Source organism: Azospirillum sp. RU38E (genome assembly GCF_900188385.1).
Classification (GTDB): domain Bacteria; phylum Pseudomonadota; class Alphaproteobacteria; order Azospirillales; family Azospirillaceae; genus Niveispirillum.
In genome coordinates, this window is the sequence record NZ_FZOI01000011.1 from 166,327 (window position 1) to 192,523 (window position 26,197).

Annotated in this window: 22 protein-coding genes and 1 riboswitch; of the genes, 7 read left to right on the plus strand and 15 right to left on the minus strand. The window is 65.2% G+C overall.

Annotation, left to right across the window (positions count from 1 at the left end; genetic code table 11):
* The first annotated feature begins 144 nt into the window (after positions 1-144).
* The 5 genes from CHB97_RS26015 to CHB97_RS17590 all read left to right on the plus strand — a co-directional run bounded on the left by CHB97_RS26015 (position 145) and on the right by CHB97_RS17590 (position 5,806).
* Positions 145-447, plus strand: a complete 303-nt coding sequence (locus CHB97_RS26015; RefSeq protein WP_143270986.1) for a hypothetical protein — start codon at positions 145-147, stop codon at positions 445-447.
* Entirely contained in the window at positions 447-2,366 is a 1,920-nt protein-coding gene (locus CHB97_RS17580) for a tetratricopeptide repeat protein (RefSeq protein ID WP_089289295.1), read from the plus strand. Before CHB97_RS26015 ends, CHB97_RS17580 begins: the two co-directional genes overlap by 1 nt.
* A gap of 188 nt (positions 2,367-2,554) precedes the next feature.
* The gene (locus CHB97_RS26020; protein WP_143270988.1) at positions 2,555-3,010 is read left to right on the plus strand and encodes a hypothetical protein; all 456 of its coding nucleotides are present in this window, start codon (positions 2,555-2,557) and stop codon (positions 3,008-3,010) included.
* A 271-nt stretch (positions 3,011-3,281) separates the two neighbouring features.
* Positions 3,282-5,147, plus strand: a complete 1,866-nt coding sequence (locus CHB97_RS17585) for a flagellin (protein ID WP_089289296.1) — start codon at positions 3,282-3,284, stop codon at positions 5,145-5,147.
* Positions 5,148-5,344: 197 nt separating this feature from the next.
* Positions 5,345-5,806 (plus strand): flagellar biosynthesis repressor FlbT, encoded by a 462-nt coding sequence (locus CHB97_RS17590; RefSeq protein ID WP_089289297.1) that lies wholly within the window; start codon positions 5,345-5,347, stop codon positions 5,804-5,806.
* Positions 5,807-5,809: 3 nt separating this feature from the next.
* On the opposite strand, the gene CHB97_RS17595 is transcribed toward CHB97_RS17590, so the two are convergent.
* From CHB97_RS17595 to pseI, 9 genes are read right to left on the minus strand one after another with little or no spacing between them, the layout of a single operon-like run.
* Entirely contained in the window at positions 5,810-6,823 is a 1,014-nt protein-coding gene (locus CHB97_RS17595; protein ID WP_089289298.1) for a ketoacyl-ACP synthase III, read from the minus strand.
* Positions 6,824-6,842: 19 nt separating this feature from the next.
* A complete protein-coding gene (locus CHB97_RS17600; protein ID WP_089289299.1) occupies positions 6,843-7,571 on the minus strand; it encodes an SDR family NAD(P)-dependent oxidoreductase in 729 nt (242 codons plus the stop codon).
* Positions 7,568-8,722: an AMP-binding protein gene (locus tag CHB97_RS17605; protein WP_089289300.1), complete on the minus strand. Its 1,155-nt coding sequence runs from the start codon at positions 8,720-8,722 to the stop codon at positions 7,568-7,570. Before CHB97_RS17605 ends, CHB97_RS17600 begins: the two co-directional genes overlap by 4 nt.
* 3 nt (positions 8,723-8,725) lie before the next feature.
* Positions 8,726-8,914 (minus strand): hypothetical protein, encoded by a 189-nt coding sequence (locus CHB97_RS26025; protein WP_143270990.1) that lies wholly within the window; start codon positions 8,912-8,914, stop codon positions 8,726-8,728.
* Positions 8,907-9,161, minus strand: coding sequence for a hypothetical protein (locus tag CHB97_RS17610; protein ID WP_089289301.1), 255 nt, complete (start codon positions 9,159-9,161; stop codon positions 8,907-8,909). The genes CHB97_RS26025 and CHB97_RS17610 overlap by 8 nt, the downstream gene beginning before the upstream one ends.
* A complete protein-coding gene (locus CHB97_RS17615) occupies positions 9,158-10,000 on the minus strand; it encodes an alpha/beta fold hydrolase (protein ID WP_160105982.1) in 843 nt (280 codons plus the stop codon). Before CHB97_RS17615 ends, CHB97_RS17610 begins: the two co-directional genes overlap by 4 nt.
* Positions 9,993-10,220, minus strand: a complete 228-nt coding sequence (locus CHB97_RS17620) for an acyl carrier protein (RefSeq protein WP_244559590.1) — start codon at positions 10,218-10,220, stop codon at positions 9,993-9,995. Before CHB97_RS17620 ends, CHB97_RS17615 begins: the two co-directional genes overlap by 8 nt.
* Positions 10,217-10,981, minus strand: coding sequence for a cytidylyltransferase domain-containing protein (locus CHB97_RS17625; protein ID WP_089289303.1), 765 nt, complete (start codon positions 10,979-10,981; stop codon positions 10,217-10,219). The genes CHB97_RS17620 and CHB97_RS17625 overlap by 4 nt, the downstream gene beginning before the upstream one ends.
* Positions 10,981-12,027 (minus strand): pseudaminic acid synthase, encoded by a 1,047-nt coding sequence (gene pseI / locus CHB97_RS17630; protein WP_089289304.1) that lies wholly within the window; start codon positions 12,025-12,027, stop codon positions 10,981-10,983. Before pseI ends, CHB97_RS17625 begins: the two co-directional genes overlap by 1 nt.
* Positions 12,028-12,173: 146 nt before the next feature.
* Between pseI and CHB97_RS17635 the strand changes: the two genes are divergently transcribed.
* Positions 12,174-13,250 (plus strand): hypothetical protein, encoded by a 1,077-nt coding sequence (locus CHB97_RS17635; protein WP_089289305.1) that lies wholly within the window; start codon positions 12,174-12,176, stop codon positions 13,248-13,250.
* Positions 13,251-13,292: 42 nt separating this feature from the next.
* Here CHB97_RS17635 and CHB97_RS17640 read toward each other — a convergent pair whose 3' ends face one another.
* From CHB97_RS17640 to pseB, 3 genes are all read right to left on the minus strand, one after another.
* On the minus strand, positions 13,293-13,757 hold the full coding sequence (locus CHB97_RS17640; RefSeq protein ID WP_089289306.1) for a 6,7-dimethyl-8-ribityllumazine synthase: 465 nt from the start codon (positions 13,755-13,757) through the stop codon (positions 13,293-13,295).
* Positions 13,758-13,835: 78 nt separating this feature from the next.
* Positions 13,836-13,968, minus strand: a riboswitch (FMN riboswitch).
* Positions 13,969-14,085: 117 nt separating this feature from the next.
* Positions 14,086-15,300, minus strand: coding sequence for a UDP-4-amino-4,6-dideoxy-N-acetyl-beta-L-altrosamine transaminase (gene pseC, locus CHB97_RS17645; RefSeq protein WP_244559591.1), 1,215 nt, complete (start codon positions 15,298-15,300; stop codon positions 14,086-14,088).
* Positions 15,297-16,322, minus strand: coding sequence for a UDP-N-acetylglucosamine 4,6-dehydratase (inverting) (gene pseB, locus CHB97_RS17650; protein WP_244559592.1), 1,026 nt, complete (start codon positions 16,320-16,322; stop codon positions 15,297-15,299). Before pseB ends, pseC begins: the two co-directional genes overlap by 4 nt.
* A 182-nt stretch (positions 16,323-16,504) precedes the next feature.
* On the opposite strand from pseB, the gene CHB97_RS27055 reads away from it, so the two are divergent.
* Positions 16,505-21,415, plus strand: a complete 4,911-nt coding sequence (locus CHB97_RS27055; protein WP_160105984.1) for a tetratricopeptide repeat protein — start codon at positions 16,505-16,507, stop codon at positions 21,413-21,415.
* A 289-nt stretch (positions 21,416-21,704) separates the two neighbouring features.
* On the opposite strand, the gene CHB97_RS17660 is transcribed toward CHB97_RS27055, so the two are convergent.
* Genes CHB97_RS17660 through CHB97_RS17670 form a run of 3 tightly spaced genes read right to left on the minus strand, consistent with a single transcriptional unit; the run spans position 21,705 to position 26,022 of the window.
* Positions 21,705-23,870: an HlyD family efflux transporter periplasmic adaptor subunit gene (locus CHB97_RS17660; protein ID WP_089289310.1), complete on the minus strand. Its 2,166-nt coding sequence runs from the start codon at positions 23,868-23,870 to the stop codon at positions 21,705-21,707.
* Positions 23,855-25,192 (minus strand): efflux RND transporter periplasmic adaptor subunit, encoded by a 1,338-nt coding sequence (locus CHB97_RS17665; protein WP_089289311.1) that lies wholly within the window; start codon positions 25,190-25,192, stop codon positions 23,855-23,857. Before CHB97_RS17665 ends, CHB97_RS17660 begins: the two co-directional genes overlap by 16 nt.
* The gene (locus CHB97_RS17670) at positions 25,189-26,022 is read right to left on the minus strand and encodes an efflux RND transporter periplasmic adaptor subunit (protein ID WP_089289312.1); all 834 of its coding nucleotides are present in this window, start codon (positions 26,020-26,022) and stop codon (positions 25,189-25,191) included. Before CHB97_RS17670 ends, CHB97_RS17665 begins: the two co-directional genes overlap by 4 nt.
* Between the last annotated feature and the right edge of the window lie 175 nt (positions 26,023-26,197).

Consider the following 26,197-nt stretch of genomic DNA (forward strand, 5'->3'; position numbering starts at 1 on the left):
CTATAGCCAGCTGTGTTCAGTTGAACGCAGCTAGCTATAGCTAGAGTCTGCCTGCGAGCGGATTCACGCCAAATGGTGATTTCACCTTTTGGCGATCCGCTCTAGGCTGACGCCCTCGGGGCAGGCTGTTGGCAGGGGGCTTTGATGCGCGGGTGGACACGCGGGTGGCGGGCGGTGATGTCATTGCCAGTGGTGGTGCTTTGTCTGGCGGGCTGCGCCAGTCATGAGGATCAGGTCAATCACCGCTTCATGTTCGTGCCTTCCATGCCACCGCCGCCAGAACCGGCAGTCGCGCCGGTGACGCCTGCCGCAGCGCCAGTCGCACCCGTGGTGGTGCAGACACCGTTGCCGCCGCCCGTGCTGAAGCCACCGCCGGCCCCGCCCGCCCCCCTGGTGCCGCCCACGAAGGCCACGGGGACTGCCAGCGGCAAAGGAAAGACCGGTTGATGCGTGATTTGAATAGGCTGCTGGATCAGGCCATTGCGTTGCACCAGGGGGGCGATCCCATCGCAGCGGAGGGGTTTTATCGACAAATTCTGGTGGCGGCACCCACCCTGGCCGATGTGCATTATCTGTTGGGCATGGCCTGTCTGCAGCAGGGCAAGGCGGATAAGGCGGTGCGCAGCCTGCGCACCGCCTTGGCGCAGAAGCCGGAAAGGCTGGATTGGCAGTTCAATCTGGGGGTGGCGCAGCGTCAGGCGGGCGCACTGGCCGCTGCGGTCGACAGCTTCGCCGCCGTCGCGACCCGGCAAGCGGTTGGCAGCCCCGAGAAGGCGGCAGCCTTGGCCGAACAGGGGGCGGTTTTACTGGCCTTGGGCGACCTGACAGCCGCAGAAGCGGCGCTGCGCCAGGCACTGGCGGCGGGTGCGCCCGATGCTGCGCGTAATCTGGCGACCTGCCTTTATAATCTCGCCGTCGATCCGGCGGCGCCGGGCAGTCTGGCCCGCCTGGAGGAAGCGGCTACACTGTTCCCCAGCCGGGTGGAAATCCGTGAACGGCTGGGCTTGGCCCTGTTGCGGGCTGATCGTGCGGCGGATGCGGCGGCGCAGTTCCGCCTCGTCCTGGCACAAAACCCAGCAGAACAGGAAAGTCGGCTCGGGCTCTGTGATGCGCTCTCTGCGCTCGGCCTGTTTGATGAGGCGGTGGCGGAGGCGCGCAGCCTGTTGGCGCAGCATCCGGGGGGACCGGCGGGGCTGGTCGCGTTGGCCAGCGGTCTACATGGGCAGGGCCAACTTTCCGCCGCCGCCGCTGCGCTGGAACAGGCATTGCTGGCATCGCCGCAATCATTTGCCGCTCTGGTCAATTTGGGCACGGTGAAACGGGACCAGGGTGACGATGCCGGGGCGGAGGCTTGTTATCGGGCCGCGCTCGCCCTTTGCCCGGACGATCCTATCGCCCATTGGCAGCGGGCGCAGGCGCGCCTGCTGGCCGGCGATATGGCAGAGGGCTGGCGGGAATATGAATGGCGCTGGCAGGTTCCGGGCTTTCCGCTCGCCCCGGCATTGGCGGCTTTACCCCTCTGGGATGGCGGGGCTTTGCCGGCGGGGCGGCGTCTGCTGGTGCATGTTGAGCAGGGGCACGGCGATACACTGCAATTCCTGCGCTATGTCTGGCCCCTGGTGGCCCGTGGGGTGCCAGTTTTATGCCAGGTTCAACCTGCCCTGCGGCGCCTTTGCCTGGAGAGCTTGCCGCCGGTGGTGGAGATCGGGGTTCTGGGGGAGGCGGTGCCCGCCGATATTGCCTGCCGTATTCCGTTGTTGAGCCTGCCGCTCCGCCTTGGTGACGGGCAGGGGGCGCTGGGCCATCCAACCCCTTATCTGCAGGTGCCGGGTGAGCGACGGAACCTTTGGGCACAGCGGTTGGCAGCTCTGCCGGGGTTGAAGGTGGGGCTTGTCTGGGCGGGTGACGCCAGGGCCGGCGATCCGCGTGCCGCCGCCACGGATCGCCGGCGCAGCCTGTCACTGACACAGTTGGCCGCCCTGGGCTCTTTGCCAGGTATCAGCTTTGTCAGCCTGCAAAAGGGACCGCGCAGCGCCGACGCACATGTGCCGGATACCCCGATCATCCTGACCGACTGGACCAGCGAACTGGCTGATTTCGCCGATACCGCGGCGCTGGTTCAGGGGCTTGATCTGGTGATCGGTGTGGATACGGCCGTGATCCATCTGGCGGGGGGGCTGGGAGTCCCTGTCTGGGTACTGTCACGATTTGACGGCTGCTGGCGTTGGTTGCGTAATCGAAATGATAGTCCGTGGTATCCCACCCTTCGGTTGTTCCGCCAATCAGCTTGGGGGGACTGGGGGCCGGTACTGATAGAACTGACCGAAAGTCTGGCGCGGTTTATAGACCAAAGGATAGGTCCATAAGGCCCCCCTCTACTTTGGACGAGGTAGTAATGCAGGCAAGCGTTGGGCCGAGACATTCAGATGTGCTGTCCCCGCCTCTGTAGAAGGATTAGAGGCGATTCTTTGAAGTTTCACAATATGTTAAGAATTTGTTTGATTATCGGCGGGTGTTGCGGTATCGTAAGACTGCTAAAAAATGGGCTAGAACCATGCTGATCGAGGGGATCCGAAACGTAGCAACGTCTTATGTGCCGGCCGTCAACCCGACGACCGCCAGCAAGGCGGAATCTACCCCGGCCCCGGCGCCCGTTTCTGCCAATTCCGGTGCGCCCTATATCTCCCCCGTTATCCAATATGACAGTGATGCCGCCATCGCCGTTTTGATGTTTCGTGATGGCGATAGTGGGAATGTGGAGACTCAATATCCGTCGGAGCGCGTGCTGCGTGAATATCGCCTGCGTGGACGGGAAGGGGCCGCTGCCCCCGCCGGTGGTTCGCCCGATTCGGGTGGCAAGTCTGATGCTGGGGTGACGTCACCCTCCCTGGCGACAGCAGCGTCGCCTCCCGCAGCGGGCTCGGCGTCCCCGGCACCTGCCGTTGTGGCTGTGCCGGCGGCAGCTTCAGTAGCCGTTGGTGGCGGTTCGGCGGTAAATGTCGTTGCCTGACGGCCTTTTGGCTCTCTAAATCTTCCTTGATCATGTGCCTTGCTCACTGCCGCCTATCCTTACGATGTGCTGATATATTGGATGTTTGGATTTTTTTGATTTCGTCGTAGTTTGACAAGGTAAATAGCGCCTGGGTCGTGCTGACGTCCCTGACCAGACGAATAGGGTTGGCCCGATGCGGGAACAACCTGCTTGACAGTACGACGGCCCCGGTGTTTGCTGGGGATAACCCGAAAAATTCGGGTACTCAGGCCTCCAAAGGAGAGATCAAATGTCTTCCAGTGATGTGAACCTCACTTCCAACATGCGCTCCAATCTTCTGCTTTTGCAGAAGACGCAGGAGCAGGTATCTTCGATCCAGAATAAGCTGGCCACCGGTAACAAGGTGAACAGCGCCCTTGACGGCCCCAACGCCTTCTTCGCGGCTAAGAGCCTGACGACGCGCGCGGCCGACCTGACCAGCCTGAAGTCCCAGATGGGACAGTCCATCAGCACGATCCAGGCCGGCGATAAGGGTATTTCCGCCATCGATAAGCTGATCGATCAGGCCAAGGGTCTGACCACGTCTGCTTATTCCAGCCTGGGCAATGACGCTGCATCGATCGCCACGCGCAAGTCGCTGGCGCAGCAGTTCAATGCCATCAAGGATCAGATTGATAAGGTGGCGGGTGACAGCGGTTATGCTGGTAAGAACCTGCTGGCGGGTAATGGCCTGACTCTGGATACGACGGCGGCGAGCCGCACCAGCGTTGACAGCATTGCCGGCTTGTCGGCTAGCCGGGTGACCAACGTTGTTTCTTCGGACACCTATTCGGTCAGCGTGAGCGGCACAGGTGCCATTTCGGGGAATCTGGAAGACATTTCCGATGCGGAAAGTAAGCGCGGCGTCAGTAGCTTGAAGATTTCTGGCAAGCTTTCCAACACCGCCGGCAACTTCTCCGACATTTCGATTGAGATGCGGGGGGCCCAGGGCAAGGAACGCACCGTCGTGGTGACGGAAGGCAGCGAAAGCCGTACCTTCAAGTTCTTCGATAACAGCCAGTCGGCTAGCACCAGCACGAAAGCTGGCGAAGAAGGCGTTAAAGGCCAGGAATCGACAATTGCTATCGATGGTGCAATTGAAGAGGGTGACACCTTCACTGCCACGGTGAACGGTCAGGCGTTTACCTACAAAGCTACCGCTGCCGACTTGGTTGATAACGCTGGAGCTGACGTTAGCCCCACCACTCGGCGTGAAAATGTGGCAGCCAAACTGCGTGATGTCGTCAACTCAAATATTGACACCAGCCGCTTCACTATTGGTGCGGCGAGCGGTAACTCGTTTACCGTAACCTCAGCCGTTAACACAGGAACCGGGATTAGTTTCACGGTTGGCGCCGCCACGACCAACGCTGAAAGTAAGGCAGTCTCCGTCAGCTTCTCGTCGGGCACGACAGTATCCTTCAGCGTTGACCGTGCTGATCTTAATGCCCTTGGTACGGCTGCTAATGGCAAGTCTACCATTGAGAAGAGCGTTGATATCGAAATTTCGGCGACCAACCTCAATGGTGTCACCACCAGCCGCTCGGCGAATAATGCCCGTGGCAGCAGCAAGCTGACAGATGGCGAGAATGCTCTCAGCTTTGACAGCGGTACGGTCCGTGTATCGGTCAACTCGGCCAATATCATGGATGCTGCCACTGCAAACTCGTCGGCCAATCTGACGACGGTGCAGCGTACCGACGCTAATACCGAGAATGATCTGAATGTGCAGCTGAACGAATCCAACACTAACAATATCGGTGTGGCTTCGATCAATGTGAAGACGGACGGCCAGGGCCTGCGTATCGATTATGCGCAGAATGATTTCCTGGATCGTGCGGATATCGACAAGGCTGCTGCCAGCCTGGATGCCGCCAAGAGCACGCTGCGCAGCGCCTCTCAGTCGCTGAGCACCAATCTGAACATCATCCAGAACCGTGAAAGCTTCACCAGCGACTTCTCCAATATTCTGGTGGATGGCGGTAACAAGCTGACTCAGGCCGACCAGAACGAGGAAGGTGCAAACCTGCTGCTGTTGCAGACGCGTCAGCAGCTTGGCACCATCAGCCTCTCGCTGGCCAACCAGTCTCAGCAGTCGATCCTGCGTCTGTTCTAAGCCGCAGGCCCCAAGGGGTAACGGGAACGGCGGGCCATGGCCCGCCGTTCTTGTTTCCAGGCCTTCCCTTCCCAGGCACGCGGCACGAAAATGGCGCCTATGCGTGTGTTTTTCCGTGACCTGCGGGGGGGTGGTAGCTTACCTCATAGAAGGGACGTCCAATGGTCGCGCCCTGACATTGTGCTGGGATTGATATCGTGCCACTGAAACTTGTTTTGCGTCCGGGTGAAAAACTGATCGTCAATGGTGCCGTGATCGGTATCGGTGATCATCCCGTCTCGCTGTTTTTCTATAATAAGGTCAATTTCCTGCGTGGTCGTGAGATCATGAAGGAGGAAAATTGCGATACGATTGAAAAGAAACTCTATTTCATCATTCAGCTTATTTATATTTTCCCAGAAGATGCGCAGCTTAATCTGGTGAAATTCGGCCTTATTCTGGAAGATGCGCGCCTGACCCACCCGGCTGAGTCTGAATTGTTTAATGATATTGAGGTTTTGGTTCGTGAGGGCAATTATTATCGTGCCTTGAAGATTTGCCGTCGCCTGTTCGGCGATGCACCGGTGAATGCCTCGGCAGGTCCGACCGAAAAAGCCCCGCGCCCGCCGGTGATCGTCACCAGGGTCCGGCGCAAGCCGTCGACGGAAACGGCGGAGTAGCGGTCAATCCAGTATCAGGGTACGGCAGGGGCCTTTCAGCGGTCCCAGGTTCCATACGGCTGTACCCCAGGACCAGCCGACACCAAAACCGCTCAACAGCAGGCGGCTGGGGGCTTCGGCCAACCGGTCGCCCAGCATATCGCTGATGGCCAGCGGAATGCTGGCCGAGCTGGTATTGCCCCGGTCCCGCAGGGCCAGCACCAGCTGATCGGTGGTGGCGCCGATCTTCTGGCCCAGCCGTTTCAGCATCATTTCATTGGCCTGATGCAGCACCACATGGTCGATCTGGGCCATGGTCAGTCCCGCCGTTGCCAGGGTGGCGGCAATGGCCTTGGGCACTTCCCGCAGGGTGAAGGCGAAAACCTGGGTGCCATCCATGAACAGGGGCGGCCCGTCCGGGCAGCGCTGGCCGCCCTGCTGTTTGATCAGATAAGGGGCACCGGCCCCGTCCGTGCCCAGATCCACCACCAGTTCCCCGGCAGCCGGATCATATTCCAGCGCCGTCACCGTGGCGGCATCGCCGAACAGCGGCGCGGTGCTGCGGTCATCGGCATCCAGCGTGCGGCTGGTAATGTCGCCGGCCACCAGCAGGGCCCGGCCCCGCCCCATGCCGGCCAGCAGGCTGGCGACATTCCACAGCCCATAGATATAGCCGGAACAGCCCAGCCCCATGTCAAAGGCCGCGCAATGCCGGCCCAAACCCAGGGCGTTCTGCAACAGGCAGGCGGTCGCAGGCAGCGGATGGTCCGGCGTCTGCGTTACCACAATCAGCAGGTCGACGCTGTCCGCCGCCCAGCCCAGCCCGGCCAGCAACGCCCGCGCGGCAGGCAAAGCCAGATCGGACAGGCATTGATCGGACCGGGCAATATGGCGGCAATGAATGCCGGTGGCGGTGGCAATGCGTTCCGCCTGTTCCACCCCGAACCGCCGGGCCAGATCGCTGACATCCTGTGTGGGGGCGGGCAGGGCGGAGATGATGCCGCGCAACGCAATACCCTGGATGCGCGCCTGCGCCATGATGTGTCCGCCCCTCTATTCAGCAACCGATCCCGCCATCAATGGTCAGCGTCTGGCCGGTGATGAAACCGGCCGCATCGCCCAGCAGGAACAGGATCAGCGGCACCACATCCGCCGCCGTGCCCAGCCGACCCAGCGGGGTGCGGCGCACGATCTGGTCACGCTGCCCTGCCGACAGGGTACCCGACATTTCCGTGTCCAGATAGCCCGGCGCCACGCTGTTGACGGTGATCTGCCGCCGCCCCACCTCCCGCGCCAGGGCGCGGGTCAACCCATCCAGCCCAGCCTTGGTGGCGGCATAGGCGGCAAGCCCGGTATAGCCACGCTGGCCGATGATGGAGGAAATATTGATGATCCGCCCGCCGCCGGCCCGGCCCAGCATCTGGCGCAGCACGCCGCGCGCCATCTGGATGGAACCGGTCAGGTTGGTCTGGATCAGCCGATCCACCTCCACCAGCGGCAGGGTGGCCAGAATGCCATCGCGCGCGATGCCGGCATTGTTCACCAGCCCCCAGGGCACGCCAAACCGGGCAACGGCCGCCTGGATGAAGCGGTCGGTGCTGTCACTGTCGCCAATATCGGCCTGTTGCCAGAACAGGTCTTCACCGGTTTGTTCCAGCAAGGCGGTCAGGGCATCGCCTGGGGTGCGGCTGCATGTGGAGACGCGATATCCCGCATCCAGCAGCGCCGTCACGATGGCAAGGCCCAGCCCACGGCTGCCGCCGGTGACGATGACATGGCGCTTCATGCTTCCTCCGCGATGCGTCGCTTCTTGCCCGATGGCAACAGGGCAATTTGATCCACCAGCCGCAGCCGGCGGGGTCGGGCCGGCGGTGGCAGATCGGTCAGGGCGCCTGCCACCGCCGCCCGCCAGTCCCCCGCCGCGAACTCTGGTGATAATAGCAGATCGGCGGCCAGCAATTGCCCGGTGATCGGGCTGGGGATGCCATAGACCACGGCATCGCGCATACCGGGCAGGGCCAGCAGGCAGCCCTCTGCCAGCAGCGGGTCTACCTTTGTGCCGCCGACATTGATGGTCAGGTCCGCCCGACCCTGGAACAGCACCCGGTCCCCGGCCAGCCCCACCCGGTCACCCGTGTCGGCATCACCGACATGCAGGGTGCCACCCCGGATGGTCAGCGGCGGACAGCCGGCGGGGGGCTGTTCCAGCCACCGGGCGGGGAAGCCCGCCTTGCCATCGGCCACACTGAACAGGCGGCCCTGCTCAGTGCTGGCATAGATATGCCGGATGCGGGCCTGTGGGAACTGGTTGGCCAGCGCATCCAGCAATGGCTGGTCTGCGGCTTCCCCGCCCAGCGTGATGGCGGCCAGCGGCGGGCGCTGGCCGCTCAACAACAGGCCGCGCCAGAAACTGGGGGTGGATGAGAGATGCGTCACCCCCTCCCGCACCGCCAGCCGTGCCAGGGTGGGCAGGTCGGCCCCGGTTGCGGCCAGCAGCGTACCGCCGCCGATCAGCACCGTCAGCAGAACCTGCAGCCCGGCAAAGCCACCGGCATCATAGGTCAATAGCCACCGCCCGCCGCCGCCGTCCCCCGCCTTGCCGATGCCGGCCAGCACCGCCGAAAGCGGCTTGGCGAGGCGTTTGGGCGTGCCAGTGGTACCAGAGCTTTCCAGCAGCAGCACGGCACCGGTTTCGCCGGTGGTATCAGGGGCCGGCAGCCCGCCGCGCAGCAGGGCTAGCGGAAAGGCCTGCTGCCAGGCGGCGATCAGGTGGGCTGCCACCTGCCCGATATCCCGCCCCTGCACCGCCAGGGGCTTCCCCCCATCCGGGCGGATCGCTGCCGCCAACGCCAGCAGGCTGGCGGCGTCCAGCGCCAGCCCATCTTGGATCAGGCGGGCATCGGGGTGCAGCCAGGGCGGGGCGGGGGGAGCGGCCATGTCCTATCCTTTCAGCGCGATCCAACCCCAGATCACGCCGCCAATGATACCGATGATGCCAATAACGATGAGCAGACCCCAGAGGAATTGCTTGAATTCCCCCTGTTTCCAGGCGCTGCGGGCCAGCAGCAACAGATAGAGCAGCACGGCCCCGCCGACCATGCCGCCCGGTCCGGGCATCCAGTCAGGCATCGGCGTAAAGCGCCGCCAATTCGCCGGCCTTGCTGAACTGGCGGAACCCGCTGCGGAACGGGTCTTTGCCCGTTACCCCTTCCAGCGCTACGATCAGCGTGGCCAGATCCAGTGAATCAAAGGGCAGGGGGCCGTCCAGAAAGGCGGTGTCCGGCGTGATGGCCACCGCCGCTTCCCCCTTTTCCGTCAGGATGCGGTTGGTCTCCTGCGCGATCAGGGCCAGTAATTCCGCGTGACGCTCACTCATGCATGGAAACTCCGAACCAGTTCATTGACGCGGCTGGCCGCTTCCACATGCGGCATATGGCCAGCCCCTGGCAGCAGATGCAGGGGGATGCGGGTGGGGATCAGCTCTGCTGGCGGCGGCGGCACAATACGATCTTCCGCCCCCCAGATCAGTTGCAGCGCCACGCCCGGCGGTGCCCAGTCTCGCGCCACCAGCTTTTCGCCCAGATCGTCGCGGTTGGCGGCCAGAATGGCCCCGACCGCCTGCCGTGCCGCCGCATCCGCCATGCGCAGGGCCAGCGCGCGGGCCAGCGGCTCCACCAGTTGATCGGGCCGGGCGAACAGGGCGGCGGCCACGGCGCGGGCCTGTGCAATATCCGCCGCTGCGGCCAGCCGGTCCAGGAAACCATAATCCAGATCGCTGCCCAGCCCGGCACAGGCCAGCAGGCTGGCGCGGCGCACCCGGCCGGGCCGGTGGGCCAGATCCAGCGCCACCCGAGCGCCCAGCGAATGGCCCACCAGATCAACCCGGCCCAGGCCCCGCTGATCCAACAGGTTTTCCACCCAATCGGCCAGATCGCACACCCGCGCCCCGCCGACATCCAGGGTGGAGGCACCATGGCCCGGCAAATCCAGCGCCAGCACCTTGCGTTCGCCACCGGCAAAGGCGGTGACGTTGAACTGCCAGGTCAGCGCATCCCCGCCCAGGCCGTGCAGCAGCACCAGCGGCACCCCGCCGCCCTGTTCGGTTTCCAGCCACGACGCGGGGCCATCATCCAGGGTGATCTTGTGCCGGCGCGGGCGCATTCCGCCACGGCTGCGCCCGGTTTCACCGGGGGCGGGCAGGGGCGTATCAGGCAACACCGGCCAGCGCCAGCAGGTCGTTGATGCTCTTGGCCTTGGCCAGATCCTCGCCGGCCACCACCTTGTCGAAATGTTCATCGACCAGGGCGATGAAGCTGATCACGGCCAGGCTGTCCCAGGCATCCAGCCCCTCCAGCACCTCTTCCCCGGTCAGGGTACCGGGGTCCAGTTCCAGCATCTCGTTCAGGGCATCCAGGAAATCGGCACGGTTCATCATTCTTCTCCTTCAGCGGGCAGGGTTTTCTGCACCACATCGCGGTTCAGCGCCACCCATTCCGGATGGGTCCGCATCAGCGCGTCGGCATCCTGCCAGCCGAAATCCGGGCGGGTGGCTGACAGCATCTCCAGCAAGCGGCATACCAGGGCGTAATCGCCCGCTGTATCCACGCACCAGCGCCATGGCGCTTCTCCGTCGCCCACGATGTCGGGCCGGGTCAACAGGCCAAGGCGGAAGCGTTCGGGCCGGCGCCAGAGGAAGGGCATGACATGTTCGCGCTCGAATTCGGCCTTGCCCTCTTTCCAGGCGGTTTCCAGCACGTCCAGGCGGGTGATTTCCGCATCCAGCCCACGCGGATAGCGCGATACGTCAATACCAGCATAATCCAGCGGCTGGCCCTGGAAATAATCAACCAGATCATCCGCCAGCGCCGGGTCGATCAACGGGCAGTCGGCGGTGAAGCGCAGCACGATATCCGCCCCCCCGGCAAGGGCTGCCCGGTAGAAACGATCCAGCACGTCGGTTTCACTGCCCCGGAAGACCGGCACACCCAGCCCGGCGGCATGGTCGGCCAGGGCATCATCGGCGGGCAGGTCGCTGGTGGCGACCATCAGCGCATCCAGCCGGCGGCAACGCTGCAGCCGCGCCACCTGCCAGTCCAGCAGGGAGCGGCCGGCGGCGGGTAGCAGCACCTTGCCCGGCAGCCGGGTGGAGCCCAGCCGCGCCTGGGTGATGCCAACGATGCGGGGCCGGGCCACCATCAGCCCTTCGGCCCCAGCATGGTCCAGTCCAGCGGTTCGCCGCGCGTCAGGTTGCGCGCTGCAACGCGGCCCAGCACATCGGGCAGGTGCTTGGGTGGCAGGCCCAGGCCGGGCCGGATGGAGCGCACATTAGCCCCCGTCAGCACCTCCCCCGCCGCGATATCGGCGGTGATGTAGAGGGAACGGCGGAAGCTGCGCCCCCCCGCCTCACTGGGTTTCAGCGCATAGGAGATGCTGCCCAGCGCCGCATGGGCGGCGGCGCAGGCATCTGCCATGGCGCGAAATTCCGCCGGCTCCAGCGAAAAGGCCGCATCCGGCCCGCCATCGGCGCGGGCCAGCGTGAAATGTTTTTCGATCACCACCGCCCCCAGCGCCACGGCTGCCACCGGTACGGCCACACCCATGGTGTGGTCGGACAGGCCGGCCGCGACATCGAAGGCCTGGGCCAGATGCGGGATGGTGCGCAGGTCGCAATCCTCCACCGGGGTGGGATAGCCGGAGACGCAGTGCAACAAACAGATATTATCGTTGCCGGCCACCCGTGCGGCGGCCACCGCCTCTGCCACCTCCCCCAGGGAGGCCATGCCGGTGGACATGATCAGCGGCTTGCCGGTGCGGGCGGCCTTTTCGATCAGGGGGAGGTCGATCAGTTCGAAGCTGGCGATCTTGTAGGCGGGCGCGCCCAGGCTTTCCAGCAGGTCGATGGCGGTGGGGTCAAATGGGCTGGAGAAGATAGGAATACCGATCTCGGCGGCATGGGCGAACAGCGCGGGGTGCCAGTCCCACGGTGTATGGGCCTCCTGATACAGTTCATATAGCGTGCGCCCGGCCCACAGCCCGCCTTCCAGGCGGAATTCCGGCCGATCGACATCCAGCGTGATGGTATCGGCGGTGTAGGTTTGCAGCTTCACCGCATCGGCACCCGCCGCCTTGGCGGCATCGATCATCCGCCGCGCGCGGTCGATATCGCCATTATGGTTGCCCGACAGTTCCGCAATCAGGAACGGTTTCTGGCCTGGGGCGAAGCGGGCGGGAAATGCGGTCATGGGCGGATGTCCGACAGGGTTTTTTCTTTAATATCATCCGCATGGGGTGGGGTGGAAGAGGCAGACCCCGGCCATCGCGATACATGGTTGAGTGGAGGGGGAGGCAGGCGTACAATTTAACCAAACTTGCCAGCAAGGGGGGCGACATGGGCTTGATGGGGAAACATCTTAGGATTGGCCTGTCGGCGCTGGCCCTGGCGGCGTTAAGCCCGCTGGCGCTGGCAGCGACACCTGGGGACAACCCGCGCACCGACCCGGTGCTGCGGGACTGCGCCGGAATGCCGGGCCCGCGGGTGGATATCCGCGATCATCAGGAAGGTTGGGTGGATGTCCGCTTTACCGTGAAGGCGGATGGATCGGTGGCCGATGCTGTGGTGGCCGGTGCCCATGCTGCGGCAGGGGAGAGGCTGACAACAGCCCTTTCCGTTGCCAGCCGGTGCCAGTTCACACCCGGCACCCTGAAAGGTGCCCCCGCCGATACGCTGAACCAGACCCGGCGGGTGTTTTTCCAGATGGACCCGCCGGACAAGGCCACGGATTTCGAACTCGTCAAGCGGTTCAAGGATGTGCGTGATTATCTGGAAAAGGGCGCGTTTGAGAAGGCGGCCGATACGCTGGACCGGATTGAGGGGCAGAGCAGCAATCTCTATGAAATTTCACAGGTATTGAGCCGGCGGGCCGCCCTGGCCGTGCGTCAGGGGCAGCCGGTGCTGGGCCTGATGTATCTGCGGCAGGTGGTGCCCAATGCCGATTATATGGCCGCCGACGAGCGTCAGGCCCTGCTGCGCCTGCGCCTGCAGCTTGAACTGGATCTGGGTCTGCCCGTGGATGCCGCACGCACAGCGGCCCTGATCGCTGATCTGGGCCGCCAGAATGGCGACAAGCCGCTGCTGGACCGGCTGGCCGCGCTGGAGAAGACGGTGGCCGGCAATGCTGCCTTTGGCGTACAAGGGCGTCTGCCCCAGCAATGCCCCGCTGACCTTTGTGCCGGTGGCCGGGTGGAGTGGGTCTACCGTCCATCCAACCGCACCATTTCCCTGGCCAATATCCAGGGCAGCCTTGACAAGGTGACAGCCCGTTGCCAGGGCAAAACCTATGAGGCCAGGGCCGAGGCGGGCGTCAGCTGGACGATTCCCGCCAGTTGGGGGGATTGTTCGGTGGCCGTTTCCGGCCAGCCGGGCAGCAGCTTCCAACTGGTCGATGAGAAGCTGCCGCCGGCGTAAGGCAAACCCGGCCCCTTGCTAAAAGGGGCCGGGTTTGCCGGTTCAGGGCAGTTTTGCCAGCGCGGCCACAGTGCTGGCGCAAGCCACGGCCGCTTCCTGACCCTTCTTCACGAAATGATCGCGGAAGAAGCCGGTATGCACATCATGTTCGTGGAAATGATGCGGCGTCAGCACGGCGGAAAATACCGGAACGCCGGTATCCAGCTGTACCCGCATCAGGCCGTCGATCACGGCCGAGGCCACGAAATCATGCCGGTAGATGCCGCCATCGACCACGAAACCGGCGGCGACAATGCCGGCATAGCGGCCGCTGCGGGCCAGTTTCAGCGCGTGCAGGGGGATTTCAAAGGCGCCCGGCACCTCAAACAGATCGACATTGCCGGCGGGAATGCCCAGATCGCCGATGCTGGCCAGGAAACTGTCGCGTGCATTATCGACAATATCGCGGTGCCAGCAGGATTGGATGAACGCGATGCGGGTATCGGGGGAAAAATGAAACTGATTCATGGTCTTCCTTTCTGGACCAGAATCAGGGCATGGCGGCAGCGTCAGGGCCCAGCCCGTCTGGGCCGCCCCCCTGGCAGTGCCGGTCCTCTTTCATCCGGACTGTAACCGTCGGCCCCGGAATTTCACCGGATCTGCTGGACCCCGGCCTGGTGGCCGGGCGCTCGCGGGCTGTACCGCCGGTGGGGACTTTCACCCCGCCCTGAGAGACAGCGACACCCGGACTGGATGCCACTGACGCCGCGATAGCAGGAAGTGCCGGCAGGCGCAATATCCAAATAACAAATATCCGCTGTGGGAACGAAAAATTTCCCGATCTATATGGTGGGGATTAGTCCAGGATTATGCTGCGGACGGCTGCCACCACCCGATCCAGATCGGCCAGCGACATGCCGGCATAGAGCGGCAGCGAGAGGCAATGTTGATACCAGCCTTCCGCGCCCGGCAATTCCAGGGCCCCATAGCGCTGCTGATAGTAGGGTTGGCGGTGCACGGGGATGTAATGCACCTGCGATCCGATGCCCATGGCCCGCAGCCGGGCCGTGAAGGCGCTGCGATCCAGCCCGAGGGCAGCAAAATCCAGCCGCACGGGATAAAGATGCCAGCCCGGTTCCACCCCTGCCACCCGCGCCACCGGCAGCAGGCGGGGGGCCAGGGGGGCGAAGGCGGCATCATACAGGGCCACCAGCTTGCGCCGTGCGGCCAGGAAATGCGCCAGCTTGTCCAATTGGGAGCGGCCAAGGGCGGCCTGGATATCGGTCATCCGGTAATTGAAACCGATCTCCGGCATTTCATAATACCAGGGGTTGGGCTTGCCATCAGCCCCGGTGGCGGCTGCCCCATCCTGAAAGGCACTGGCATCGCGCACCATGCCATGGCTGACCAGCCGGCGCAGCCTTGCGGCCAGCGCATCGTCATTGGTGGTCACCATCCCGCCTTCACCGGTGGCCAGGGTCTTCACCGGGTGGAAGGAGAAGCAGGCCATGGCGGCACGGTCACAGGCGCCCACTTCCACCACGGCCCCATCCCCGCCGGGCAGGCGGGTGCCGATGGCGTGGCAGGCATCTTCCACCAGCGCCAGCCCGCGTTCGGCGGCCAGATCGGCCAGCCCCGCCATGTCGGCGGGCTGGCCGGCCAGATGCACCGGAATGATGGCGCGCACCCGCCGGCCCTGTGCCGCTGCCCGCGCGATGGCCGCCTCTGCGTCGGCCCGGCGCATCAGGCCGGTGTGCGGGTCCACATCGGCAAAGGCCACCTCCGCCCCGACATAGCGGGGGGCATTGGCACTGGCCAGAAAGGTGATGCTGGGCACAACCACCGCATCCCCCGGCCCGATACCCAGGGCCAGCAGGGCCAGATGCAGCGCCGCCGTGCCATTGGCACAGGCGATGGCATGTTTCGCCCCCACCTGGGCGGCAAAGGCCAATTCAAACCAGCCGACCTGCGGCCCCTGGGTCAGCCAGTCGCCCCGCAGCACCTGGGTGACGGCCTCAATATCCGCCTCATCCAGATATTGTTTTCCATACGGAATGAAACCGCCACTCACGCCGGTCGCTCCAGCAGCGGGCGCAAGCTCTCCGGCGTCAACCATTCCGGGTTCGTATCGGATCTGTAGGAGAAGCCATCAGGCACCGGCACTGCCCCCTGTTTGGTATAGGGCGCGCGGTCCCACCAGTTGAAGGATGGTTCGATCACGTAACGATCCGGCAGCTCCACGGTCTGGCGGGCATCATCCTCCGTGATCATGATTTCATGCAGCTTTTCCCCCGGCCGGATGCCCACCAGCTTGTGCGGCAGGGCGGGGGCCATGGTGCGGGCCAGATCGACGATCCGCATGGAGGGGATCTTGGGCACGAAAATTTCCCCGCCCTGCATCATGCCAAAGCAGGAGGCGACGAATTCCACGCCCTTGTCCAGGGTGATCCAGAAGCGGGTCATCCGCTCATCCGTGATGGGCAGATACGTCGCCCCCTCTTCCACCAGCTTGCGGAAGAAGGGCACCACACTGCCGCGTGACCCCACTACATTGCCGTAGCGAACGGCGCAGAAGCGGGTGCCGACGGAACCGGACAGATTATTCGACGCCACGAAAATCTTGTCCGACGCCAGTTTGGAGGCACCGTAGAGATTGATCGGGCTGGCCGCCTTGTCGGTGGACAGCGCCACCACCCGCTTCACTTTGTTGTAAATTGCGGCGTGCACGACATTTTCTGCGCCGTTGATATTGGTACGGATACATTCCAGCGGGTTATATTCTGCCGTCGGCACATGTTTCAGCGCGGCTGCGTGGACAACATAGTCGATTTCCCGCATCGCCATGTCCAGCCGCTGCTGGTCGCGCACATCGCCGATGAAAAAGCGCAGCACGTCGCGGTTATCCAGATCGGCGAATTGCTGCTGCATCTCATATTGCTTGAACTCATCCCGCGAGAAAATCACCAGCCGGCGCGGCTGCGCCTGGGTCAGCAGATAGCGGGCGAAGCGCCGCCCGAAGGAGCCGGTTCCCCCGGTGATCATGATGGCGGCGCCCTTGAACAGGGCGGCGGGGCTGCTGGCGGTGGCGATCATGCCGGGCGCATCCATGGGCGTGGCGGGCGGTTTGGTCTTGGACTGGAGTCTAACCAGTTTATCCAGCCGGGTTAAGCATTTCCGGCCAATGCGGGGTTGGTATGGCGCTGAAGCCTGGGCTAGACTGCCGATCCCGCCACGGCCGACACTGAACCGGACCCGGAATGGACCCGAAAAACAAAGTGAAAGCCGACTCGCCGGCTGCCCTGCTGGACCGGGCGATTGCCCTGCATCAGGCGGGCGATGCGGCCGGGGCCATTCGGCATTACCGGTCCTTTCTGGCGCAACGGCCGGGCGACTTGCAGGCCAGCCATTTGCTGGGGCTGGCCCTGTGGCAGGGGGGGGAACAGGCGGAAGGGCTGGCGCTGGTGGCGGCTGCGGCGGAGAAGGCGCCGGGTGCGGCCAGCATCCAGAATAATTATGGCGGCCTGCTGAAGGCACTGGGCCGCGACAAGGAGGCGGAGGCAGCCTTCCGCCGCGCCCTGGCGGCCAGGGCGGATTTTGCCGATGGCTGGAGCAATTTGGCTGCCGTGCTGATCGATCTGCGCCGCCCGGCCGACGCCATGGCCGCCGGGCGGCGCGCCACCGCGCTGGCCCCAACGGCGGCGGGGGGCTGGGCTAATCTGGGTGTGGCGCTGCTGGAATGCGGCCGGGTGGGGGAGGCGGAGCAGTGCCAGCGGCGCGCCATCGCCCTGGCCCCCGATCTGGCCGTTGCCCATGCCAATCTGGGCACCTTGCTGCGGCTGAAGGGTGAGGTTCAGGCGGCGGTGGAATGTTTTGAGACCGCAACGAAATTTGATCCGGGTCAGCCGGTGGCCCGGTTGAACCTGGGCCTGGATCATTTGGCCCATGGCCGGCTGGCGATCGGCTGGGATTTCTATGCCGACCGGTTCCGCGCCGGCCACCGCACCCCCGCCGCCGTTTTGCCCTTGCCGCTGTGGCAGGGGGAGCCGCTGGCCGGCCGGCGGCTGTTGATCCGCCCCGAACAGGGGCTGGGGGATGAGATCATGTTTGCCAGCGCCGTGCCCGATCCGGCCCGGCTGGGTGGCGCGATCATCCTGGAACTGGATGCACGGCTGGTGCCGCTGGCCGCCCGTGCCCGGCCGGATATCCAGGTGGTGCCGGCAGGGCAGGCGGTGGCGGCGGATTGTCAGGTGGCGGCCGGTGATCTGGCCGGGCTGCTGTCGCGCGATCTGGGCGGTTTCACCGGTCAGCCCTGGTTGAAAGCCGATACGGATGCGGTGGCCGCCTGGCGCCAGCGGCTGGCGGCCTTTGCCCCCGGCCAGTTGCGGATCGGTTTCTGCTGGCGCAGCGGGCTGTTGAGCGCCGGCCGGCTGGACATGTACAGCCGGCTGCAGGATTGGGCCCCGTTATTCGCACTGCCCGGCATCTGCTGGGTGCCACTGCAATATGATCTGGCGGAGCCGGCCACGGCGGCAGAGCTGGCCAGGGCCGGCCAGCATTTTGCCACGCCGGAGGCGCTGGGCGTGCCGCTGGACCTGCGGCAGGATCAGGATGGGGTGGCGGCCCTGATGGGGGCGCTGGATCTGGTGATCAGCGCCGGCACGGCGGTGGCGGAACTGGCCGGTGCCCTGGGCGTACCGGTCTGGCGGTTTGGCAGTGCCGATGACTGGACCCGGCTGGGTGCCGGGGTGCGCCCCTGGTATGGCAGTATGCGCCTGTTTCCCAGCCCGCCGGGCGCCCCGGCCTCTGCCGCCATCCCGGCCCTGGTGCGGGCGCTGGCGGGCTTGCGGAACGGTGTGGAGAAAGTGTCGGCCCCGCCTGCCGCCCCCCCCTCGCTGGAAGACAGCGTCGCCGCCCACCGGGCGGGCGATCTGCACCGGGCGGAGGCGGGTTACCGCGCCGTGCTGGCGGTGGAACCGGGGGAGGTGGATGCCGCGCATCTGCTGGCTTTGGTGCTGTTGCAGGCCGGGCGGGCGGCGGAAGCCCTGGGCTTTGTCGATCAGGCCCTGGCCGGCGATCCCGATTTCGCCAATGCCCATAATTCACGCGGCAGCATCCTGAAGACCTTGGGGCGGCTGGGGGAGGCGGCGGCCGCTTTCCGCCAGTCCCTGGCACTGCGCCCGGATCAGGCGGAGGCCTGGGCCAATCTGGGGGCGACCCTGACGCAACTGCGCCGCCCGGCCGATGCCATCGCGGCACTCCGTCGGGCCCTGGCCCTGCGGGCGGACTATCCGCGGGCCCTGGCCTCCCTGGCCACCGCCTGGCGGGCCATGGGCGAACCGGCGGCGGCGGTGGAGGCCAGCCGGCAGGCGCTGGCCCTGGACCCGGCCCTGGCCGATGCCTGGAGCGATCTGGGGTTGGGGCTGGCGGCGCTGGGGGAAACGGCGGAGGGGCTGGCCTGTCAGGAAAAGGCACTGGCGGCCGATCCCGGCCATGCCGAAGCGGCGATCAATCTCGCCACCCTTCATGCCAGCATCGGGCAGCCGGTGGCAGCGAGGGCGGCGGTGCGGCGCGCACTGGCCATCCGCCCCGGCGACCCGCGCGCCCGCTATAGTCTGGGCCTGCTGCAACTGGCCGCCGGCGATCCGGTCGCCGGTTGGGCGGGTTATGAGGAACGCTTTGCCTGCGGGGAGGTGCGGGGGACGCCTGACCTGCCCTTGCCGCTGTGGCAGGGGGAGCCGCTGGCCGGCCGCCGCCTGCTGGTGCAGCGGGAACAGGGGCTGGGGGACGAGATCATGTTCGCCAGCCTGTTCGGGCACCTGACAAGGCTGGACGGGCCGGTGACGGTGGAGGCTGATCCCCGTCTGCTGCCCCTGCTGTCGCGCCGCTGGCCGGGGCTGCGCTTTCTTGTGGCGGGGCGGGCCGAGGATCAGGATTTGCGCGTGGCGGCGGGCAGCCTGCCCGGCCTGCTGGCCCCCGATCCCGCCGGTTGGGACGGGGCTGCCTTTCTGGCGCCGCGCCCCGATCTGGCGGCCCGCTGGCGGGATCGGCTGGCCGCCCTGCCACCGGGCTTGCGCGTCGGCCTGTGCTGGCGCAGCCAGCTTTATAAGGGCGACCGGGCGGGCGGTTACACGATGCTGACCGACTGGCTGCCCTTGTTCCGGCTGCCCGGCGTGCAGGTGGTGAACCTGCAATATGATGATGCCAGTCAGGAGATCGACCAGCTGGCCCGCCATCACGGGGTGCGCCCGCATGGCTGGGACGATCTGGACATGAAGAATGACCAGGAGGGGGTGGCCGCCCTGATGGCAGGGCTGGATCTGGTCATCACCGCCCCCACAGCGGTGGGGGAACTGGCGGGGGCGCTGGGCGTGCCGGTCTGGCGCCTGTCGGAACGGGGCGACTGGTCCCGGCTGGGAACGGGCGTGCGGCCCTGGTTTGCTGCGATGAATATCGCCACCGTGCCACCGCGAACGGCGGTGGCGGCGCAGGTACCGGCGGTGGTGGCGCGGCTGGCAGCCCTGATGGCGGGTTCGGCCCCCGATCCGGAACAGTCCCTGCGCGCCGGCATTGCCCGGCAGAGCGGGGGCGATCCGGCCGGTTCCATGGCGCATTACCGTGCCGTGCTGGCCCAGCAGCCGGACCACCCTGTCGCCCTGCACCTGCTGGGGCTGGCGCATCACCAGCAGGGGCAGGGTGAACAGGGCCTGCCCCTGATTGAACGGGCGGTGGCCCTGGCCCCGGATTATGCCGCCGCCTGGGGCAATCTGGGGAACCTGCATCAGACGCTCAACGACCCGGCGGCGGCGGAGGGGGCCTATCGGCAAGCCCTGGTATTGCGCCCGGATTCTGCGGAAAACTGGACCAATCTGGGCAATATGCTGCGCCAGCAGCATCGGCTGGCCGAGGCGGTGGCGGCCCATGACCGGGCGGTGGCGCTGCGGCCGGACTGGCCCGTCGGCCATGCCAACCGCGCCACCGTTTTCAAGGAGATGGAGCGGCCGGGCGAAGCCGCCCGCGATTTTCAGCGGGCGCTGGCGTTGGGCGGGGACACGGCGCTGAATTTCGCCGGGCTGGCCGATGTGCGGCGCCAGGTGGGCAACCTGCCGGAAGCGGCGGCGGCGCTGCGTCAGGCCATCCGCCGGGTGCCGGGTGACGCTGAACTGTGGAACCAGCTGGGCCAGTTGGCGCAGGCGATGGATGATCGCCCGGCCTCCATGCAGCATTACGACCGGGCGCTGGCGCTCGACGCGGGCCTGGACAGCGCCCGGCATAATCGCGGGACGCTGGCCTTGCGCCAGGGCGATCTGGCCAAGGGGTGGGACGGTTACGCAGCGCGCTACCGTGCCAATGCCGTGGTGCAGGGCCGGGCCTGCGACATACCGGCCTGGCAGGGGGAACCGCTGGCCGGCCGGCGGCTGCTGGTCTGGGGGGAACAGGGGCTGGGTGACCATCTGCTGTTCGCCGCGCTTTATCCGGCTTTGGCGGCGCTGGACGGGCAGGTGATCATGGAATGTGACGCCCGTCTGGTGGGGCTGTTCAGCCGATCCTTTCCCTGGGCGCTGGTGCGGGCGATGCAAGCGGGGCCAATGCAGGCCGATTGCCAGATTGCGGCCGGTGATCTGGCCGGCCTGCTCTGGCAACATCTGGGGGATCAGCCGCTGCTGCCCTATCTGCGGCCCGATGGCGCGCGGGTATCGATGTGGCGGGAGCGGCTGGCGGGGCTGGGGCCGGGCCTGAGGGTCGGCCTCTGCTGGCGGTCCAGCCGGCTGACGGCGGCGCGCAGCAGTTCCTATCTCAGCATGGCGCAAATGGCCCCGCTGGCCGTCGTGCCCGGCGTCATCCTGGTCAATCTGCAGATGGGGCTGGAGGCGGTGGAGCGGGCGGCGGGGGACACCGCCGGCGTGCGCCCCTATTGTTTTGCCGATCTGGATTTAAAGGATGATCTGGAAGGGCAGGCGGCCCTGATCGCCGGTTTGGACCTTGTCATCACCGCGCCCACAGCAGTGGGGGAGATGGCGGGGGCGGTGGGTACGCCGGTCTGGCGGCTGATCGGGCCGGATTGGACCAGCCTGGGCACTGGCGTGCGCCCCTGGTTCAACGCCATGCGCCTGCTGCACCCGCAGCCGGCCCGCGCCGTGATTGCCGCCGCCAGCCTGTTACGCCGTCTCTCTCCCAGACTGCTTTAACAAGCGGCGGAAGAAACCGGATGTCCTGACCCGGTGATCGCAACCGATCACCGGCCTCAAGCACCGGTGTGAACATCTGTTGACTTGGCTTCACGCGGCACGTGCTGTGCCCACTGAAAACAAAAAGCCCCGCCGGAGGGTTCCTCCCGCGGGGCTTTGATCGCGCGTGGCTCTATGTTGAGTCTGCTATAGAGCGGATCGCAGAAAAGCGGAATCGCTTTGGAGCGTGAATCCGCTCGCTGAACAAGGAGTTAGAGCCGGGTGCGTTTCCGTTTAAACGCACCCGGCTCTAAAATCCGCTTTCGCGGACCAGGATGGCGACGAAACGCTCATAAATCTGTTCGACCATGCTCTCCCGCGTGCCTTCCAGCACGACCTTACCGCGCAGGGTCAATTTGGGCATCGGGGTCTCACCGGACGGTTTCAGCAGAACACGATAGATGGCCTGCTCGGGAATGATGGCCCCGTTACGTCCGGGGATGGCGGCGATGCTGCCGCCATGGATGGAGGCCAGTTCTGCGACATTGTCCAGCCGGCGCGTGGTCGTCTGGGCAATATCGACGACGGTGAGGTCGATGGCGGCACTGGAGGGATCTTCGGGGTGGAAACGGGCAAGGGCCCCATTGGAAAGCCGGTGCAGATCGGCCTCATTGACATAGGCCTCCACCTGTGCGGAATCCGGCGATACCACGGTGCCCAGCCAATCCCCGGTCGGCAGCCATTCGCCGGCCTTCAAGGGATGGGCAAGGTCCACCATCTGCCCATCGAACGGGGCGGTGATGGTCAGGCGCTGCTGCTGCTGTTTCAGCGCTTGCTGTTTTGCCGTGGCGGCTTCCATCTGCCGCCACGTCGCCTCCCGGTTGGTGGTCACGTCATTGACCATGCTGTGGAAGGCGCTTTGCCAGCGCAGGATGGCAACCTCCCGCTCCGCCAATTCCAGTTCATGTACCAGATCGGGGCTTTGCAGGCGGAACAGCGGCTGCCCCTCCCGAACGGGCTCGCCGGGATGGACCAGAATTTCCTCCAGCCGGCCGGGGCTGGGCACGAAGACCTGAGCCTGCCGCTCGGCCCGCAACAGGCCGGCGGCATGAATGCTGCCCTTCCAGGGGAAGATGAACAGCAGCAGGGCCAGCCCGGCGAGGGCGGCGGAGATGCGGGTATTGCGGTTCCAGTGATAGGCCTGGCGCCGCTTGGTCCATTCCATGATTTCGTTCCAGATGGGCCGGCCGATGAACCAGACAAGTTCCACCAGCATCAGGAAGATGCCCAGCAGCTTGAAGAAGAAGTGATAGACCAGCAGGGCGATGCCGAGGAACAGGAAGAAACGATAGGTCCAGGTGCCGATGGCATAGGCGATCAGGGTACGTTCCATGCCCGGATCGAATTCTTCCGGCTTCGGTTCCCCGAATTTGAACAGCTTTTCGCGCAACCACCAGCGGGTCAGTGCGAAGGAACGGTCCTGCAGGTTGGCGACATCCAGCAGATCGGAGAACAGAAAATAGCCGTCAAACCGCATGAAGGGGTTGAGGTTGATGGCCAGCGTCATGATCCAGGTGGTGGTCGCCAGCAGGAAGGTGGCGCTGCGCAGGGGGCCGTCCGGCAGGAAGCTCCAGAGCAGGGTCATATAGCAGGCAAGGATCAGCTCGGCGGCCATGCCGGCGGCGCCGATGGTCATGCGTTTGCGGCGGTCTGGCAGGGTCCAGGCCGCCGATGTGTCGGTATAGAGCACCGGCCACATCACCATGAAGGCCACCCCCATGGTGGGCACGCGACAGCCATAGCGTTTGGCGGTGAAGGCGTGCCCCAGCTCATGCAATATTTTTGCGCTCAGCAGGGCGGCGCCTGACATGACCGCCCCTTCCATGGAGAAGAAATGCAGGAAGGTTCGGGTGAACACATCCCATTGCCGGGCCACCAGCAACAGGCCCAGGGCGCCGGCGCACAGGGTGAGGATCAGAAAGGCCGGCGTATAGAAAAGCGCAGCAATATCCTTGCAGCCGTTGAGAAACGCTTCCGGCCGGACCAGGGGGATACGGACGAACAGATAGTTCTTCAGCAGCCACTTGGCCCAGTGCATGCGGGTGGCCTGCAGCTGGCGCAGCAGGCCGGCATTGGCGTCGGGCCCCCCCAGCTTCAGCAGATGGGTGGCGCTGAGGAAGCGGGCGAAATCCATCACCTCTTCCGTGCTGACATCCAGCGGTGTGTCCTGGTTGACGGCAGCAGCAATGGCCTGGGGATCCCCCAGATCCCAGCGGGCCAGCATTTCCATCTGCATCCAGCCGATACGGAAAAACCGGCTGCGTGCCGGATCTTCCAATGTCCAGCTGGGTGAGCCATCCCGGTCCCGCGGGCCGTCATGCAGGATCAGCTCGTCGCGCAATTGGGCGAGACGGACAACCGGGGCCGTTTCCAGGGCGGGGGCCTGCCGGTCCCCCAGGGTCAGAAGTTCAGCCATATCCGCATCGCCGCCAGGGGTCGCCGCATCAGGTAGATAAACAGGATCGTCCGATCACCATAAATCTTCGCCGTGCCTTTAAGGCCGACGCGCAACCGGTCGTCTGCCTGCCCGAAGCGGGCGAGCAGCCGATAGGCGGTGATATTGTCGGGTGTTGTGGAGGCGCGATAGCCGGCGCGGACAAGGCTGGCTGCCACCGGGGAGGAAGGGTCGATATTAAGATAGAACTCCATCTCCGCGCCCGGTTCCAGATTGATGGCATCAGCCACCGGCAACTGGACTTCCAACTCGGCATCCTTGGGGTCGGCGACCAGCATGATGCGCTCGCCCAGCGACACCGGCCGGCCTTCCCAATCCCCTACATCATCAAAGATGGCAATCCCGTCGCGTGGCGCGGTCATCCGGCTGCGCTCCAGCAGGCCCTCAATATAGGCGACTTCTGCCATATGCTGCTCGCGACGCCCTTGCAGAATGGCCAGTTGGGCGCGGGATTTATCGTCGAAGACCGCCTGTTGCTGGGCCTGGCGCAATTCGGCCTCGGCCACGGCCCGCTGCTGGCGGGCAATGTCCAGCCGGCTGGTCAACTCACGCCCATCCATGGAGGCCAGCAAGGTTCCCTGGCTGACGGTGGCATTGGGCTGGACATGGATGGTTTCCACCACACCCTGCATCGGCGCGCGGATGATCACCGGATCGCGGGCCACCACCTCTGCCGGGGCCAGCACCGATTGGCGCACGGGCAGCAGCATGACCAGCAGGGCGGCAGCGGCCACCCCCATGGCCAGCCGCCGCGGGCGCTGCAGCCATTTGGTCCGGCGCGATGTGCCGGCGGTCAGCGCGGCCCAACCATGGGCATAGGCGTCGGAGAGCTGCTCCAGCATTTGCCGCTCCGGCTCGCCCCAGGCTTCTTCACGGGCCAGCAGCAGAACGCCGACAATCTCTCCCCCCGGCCGTTTCAGCGGTACCCAGAAGGCATTGGCGGGCAAATGGTGGGCCCAGGATTCCGCCTCCTGTGCCGGCAGCAGCGCGGCGGAGAGCGGCGCCAGGGCCTGCCCCTCGGCCGTCTCCAGCCGCTTCTTGAACAATCCCTGCAGCCAGACAGTGAAAGGGGCATCCTTGTCGGGCATCACCAGACCCGACAGGGCCTGAATGGTGCCCTTGTCGGTGCGCCAGAAGGCGGCCTGACGATAGGTCACCATCATATGCGTGTCATTGACCATCAGGAACGCCAGTTCCTCTGCGGTCGTACAGGCGCGCACGCGTTTTTCAAGCTGAAGGAAGGCCGTGAGGGCCAGAAGCTGACGGTCGCGCACCTGGTTCATTCCCCGCGGCCTTCCTGTGCGGCTTTGCTGCCGGCCTGGGCAGGATTGATGTTGACGATGCCGCTCATCCCCGGCAGCAGCCCATCATCCTTGCCGCTGATCCGGCCGTAAACCTTCACCGACTGGCTGACAGGATCGATCCGGGCGCCGACCCGGGTGATCTGCGCCGGCACATCGCGTCCCAGTTCATCGATGCGCAGGCTGAACGGATGGCCGGGTTTCAGCCAGGTCAGCCAGCGGGAAGGGATGATCATTTCCAGCTCCAGATCCTTGTCGTCCAGGATCTCCAGCAGTTTCTCACCCTCACCGACATATTGCCAGCGCTGCACATACTTGGCGGCTACCCGGCCGCTGAACGGCGCCTTGATACGGCAATGCTCTACCATGGTCCGGTTGAGCGCCATTTCTGCCTTCAGCATGGCCACCTGGGAGGCGGCCTCATCCACCTCCAGCCGGCTGATGGAACTGAGCTGATCCAGGCGTCCCGCTACGGACAGCTTGCGCTGGGCCGCTTCTTCTGCTGCGCGGGCGCGATCCAGCCGGGCCTGATGGATATCGCAATCCAACCCAACCAGCACCTGCCCCTCCTTAAAGCGGTCCCCCTCCCGCAACGTCAATTCCGTAATCTGTCCAGCCAATTGGCTCGACAGGATCGTGTAACGCTGCGGGCTGATCTGGGCCCGGACATCGGGCTGTGTCAGGGCCTGCGTGCTGCCGGGCAGGGGAGGCGGCGGCATGCTTGTCCCGCCACCCGTTTGGGCCTGTGCCGCCAGCGGAGAAGCCAGCAGCAACAGCAGAATTCCGGCACGGCGCGTGATCAGGAATGGCATCAATATTTCCAACAGGGGAGGAGGATTGGCGCGTCAAGAATGCTGGCGGTGCAATGATCAGGGCGCCGCTGAACCGGCCGCAGCCATCTGAATCGGGCCCTGCGTTACCACGGGGGGTTCGATCCTGTCCAGGGTACCCGCCGGGCCCTCGGCAACCTTTTCCGCCGGCGGGGTG

Coding starts and splice junctions, on each gene's coding strand:
- CHB97_RS17635 (WP_089289305.1), top strand. CDS start 12,174: ATGGGCTTGATGGGGAAACATCTTAGGATTGGCCTGTCGGCGCTGGCC.
- CHB97_RS17640 (WP_089289306.1), bottom strand. CDS start 13,757: ATGAATCAGTTTCATTTTTCCCCCGATACCCGCATCGCGTTCATCCAA.
- CHB97_RS17660 (WP_089289310.1), bottom strand. CDS start 23,870: ATGGCTGAACTTCTGACCCTGGGGGACCGGCAGGCCCCCGCCCTGGAA.
- CHB97_RS17600 (WP_089289299.1), bottom strand. CDS start 7,571: ATGAAGCGCCATGTCATCGTCACCGGCGGCAGCCGTGGGCTGGGCCTT.
- CHB97_RS26020 (WP_143270988.1), top strand. CDS start 2,555: ATGCTGATCGAGGGGATCCGAAACGTAGCAACGTCTTATGTGCCGGCC.
- pseB (WP_244559592.1), bottom strand. CDS start 16,322: ATGATCGCCACCGCCAGCAGCCCCGCCGCCCTGTTCAAGGGCGCCGCC.
- CHB97_RS17585 (WP_089289296.1), top strand. CDS start 3,282: ATGTCTTCCAGTGATGTGAACCTCACTTCCAACATGCGCTCCAATCTT.
- pseI (WP_089289304.1), bottom strand. CDS start 12,027: ATGACCGCATTTCCCGCCCGCTTCGCCCCAGGCCAGAAACCGTTCCTG.
- CHB97_RS17665 (WP_089289311.1), bottom strand. CDS start 25,192: ATGAACCAGGTGCGCGACCGTCAGCTTCTGGCCCTCACGGCCTTCCTT.
- CHB97_RS17605 (WP_089289300.1), bottom strand. CDS start 8,722: ATGGCCGCTCCCCCCGCCCCGCCCTGGCTGCACCCCGATGCCCGCCTG.
- CHB97_RS17595 (WP_089289298.1), bottom strand. CDS start 6,823: ATGGCGCAGGCGCGCATCCAGGGTATTGCGTTGCGCGGCATCATCTCC.
- CHB97_RS17625 (WP_089289303.1), bottom strand. CDS start 10,981: ATGGTGGCCCGGCCCCGCATCGTTGGCATCACCCAGGCGCGGCTGGGC.
- CHB97_RS17620 (WP_244559590.1), bottom strand. CDS start 10,220: ATGATGAACCGTGCCGATTTCCTGGATGCCCTGAACGAGATGCTGGAA.
- CHB97_RS17610 (WP_089289301.1), bottom strand. CDS start 9,161: ATGAGTGAGCGTCACGCGGAATTACTGGCCCTGATCGCGCAGGAGACC.
- CHB97_RS26025 (WP_143270990.1), bottom strand. CDS start 8,914: ATGCCTGACTGGATGCCCGGACCGGGCGGCATGGTCGGCGGGGCCGTG.
- CHB97_RS26015 (WP_143270986.1), top strand. CDS start 145: ATGCGCGGGTGGACACGCGGGTGGCGGGCGGTGATGTCATTGCCAGTG.
- CHB97_RS17580 (WP_089289295.1), top strand. CDS start 447: ATGCGTGATTTGAATAGGCTGCTGGATCAGGCCATTGCGTTGCACCAG.
- CHB97_RS17670 (WP_089289312.1), bottom strand. CDS start 26,022: ATGCCATTCCTGATCACGCGCCGTGCCGGAATTCTGCTGTTGCTGCTG.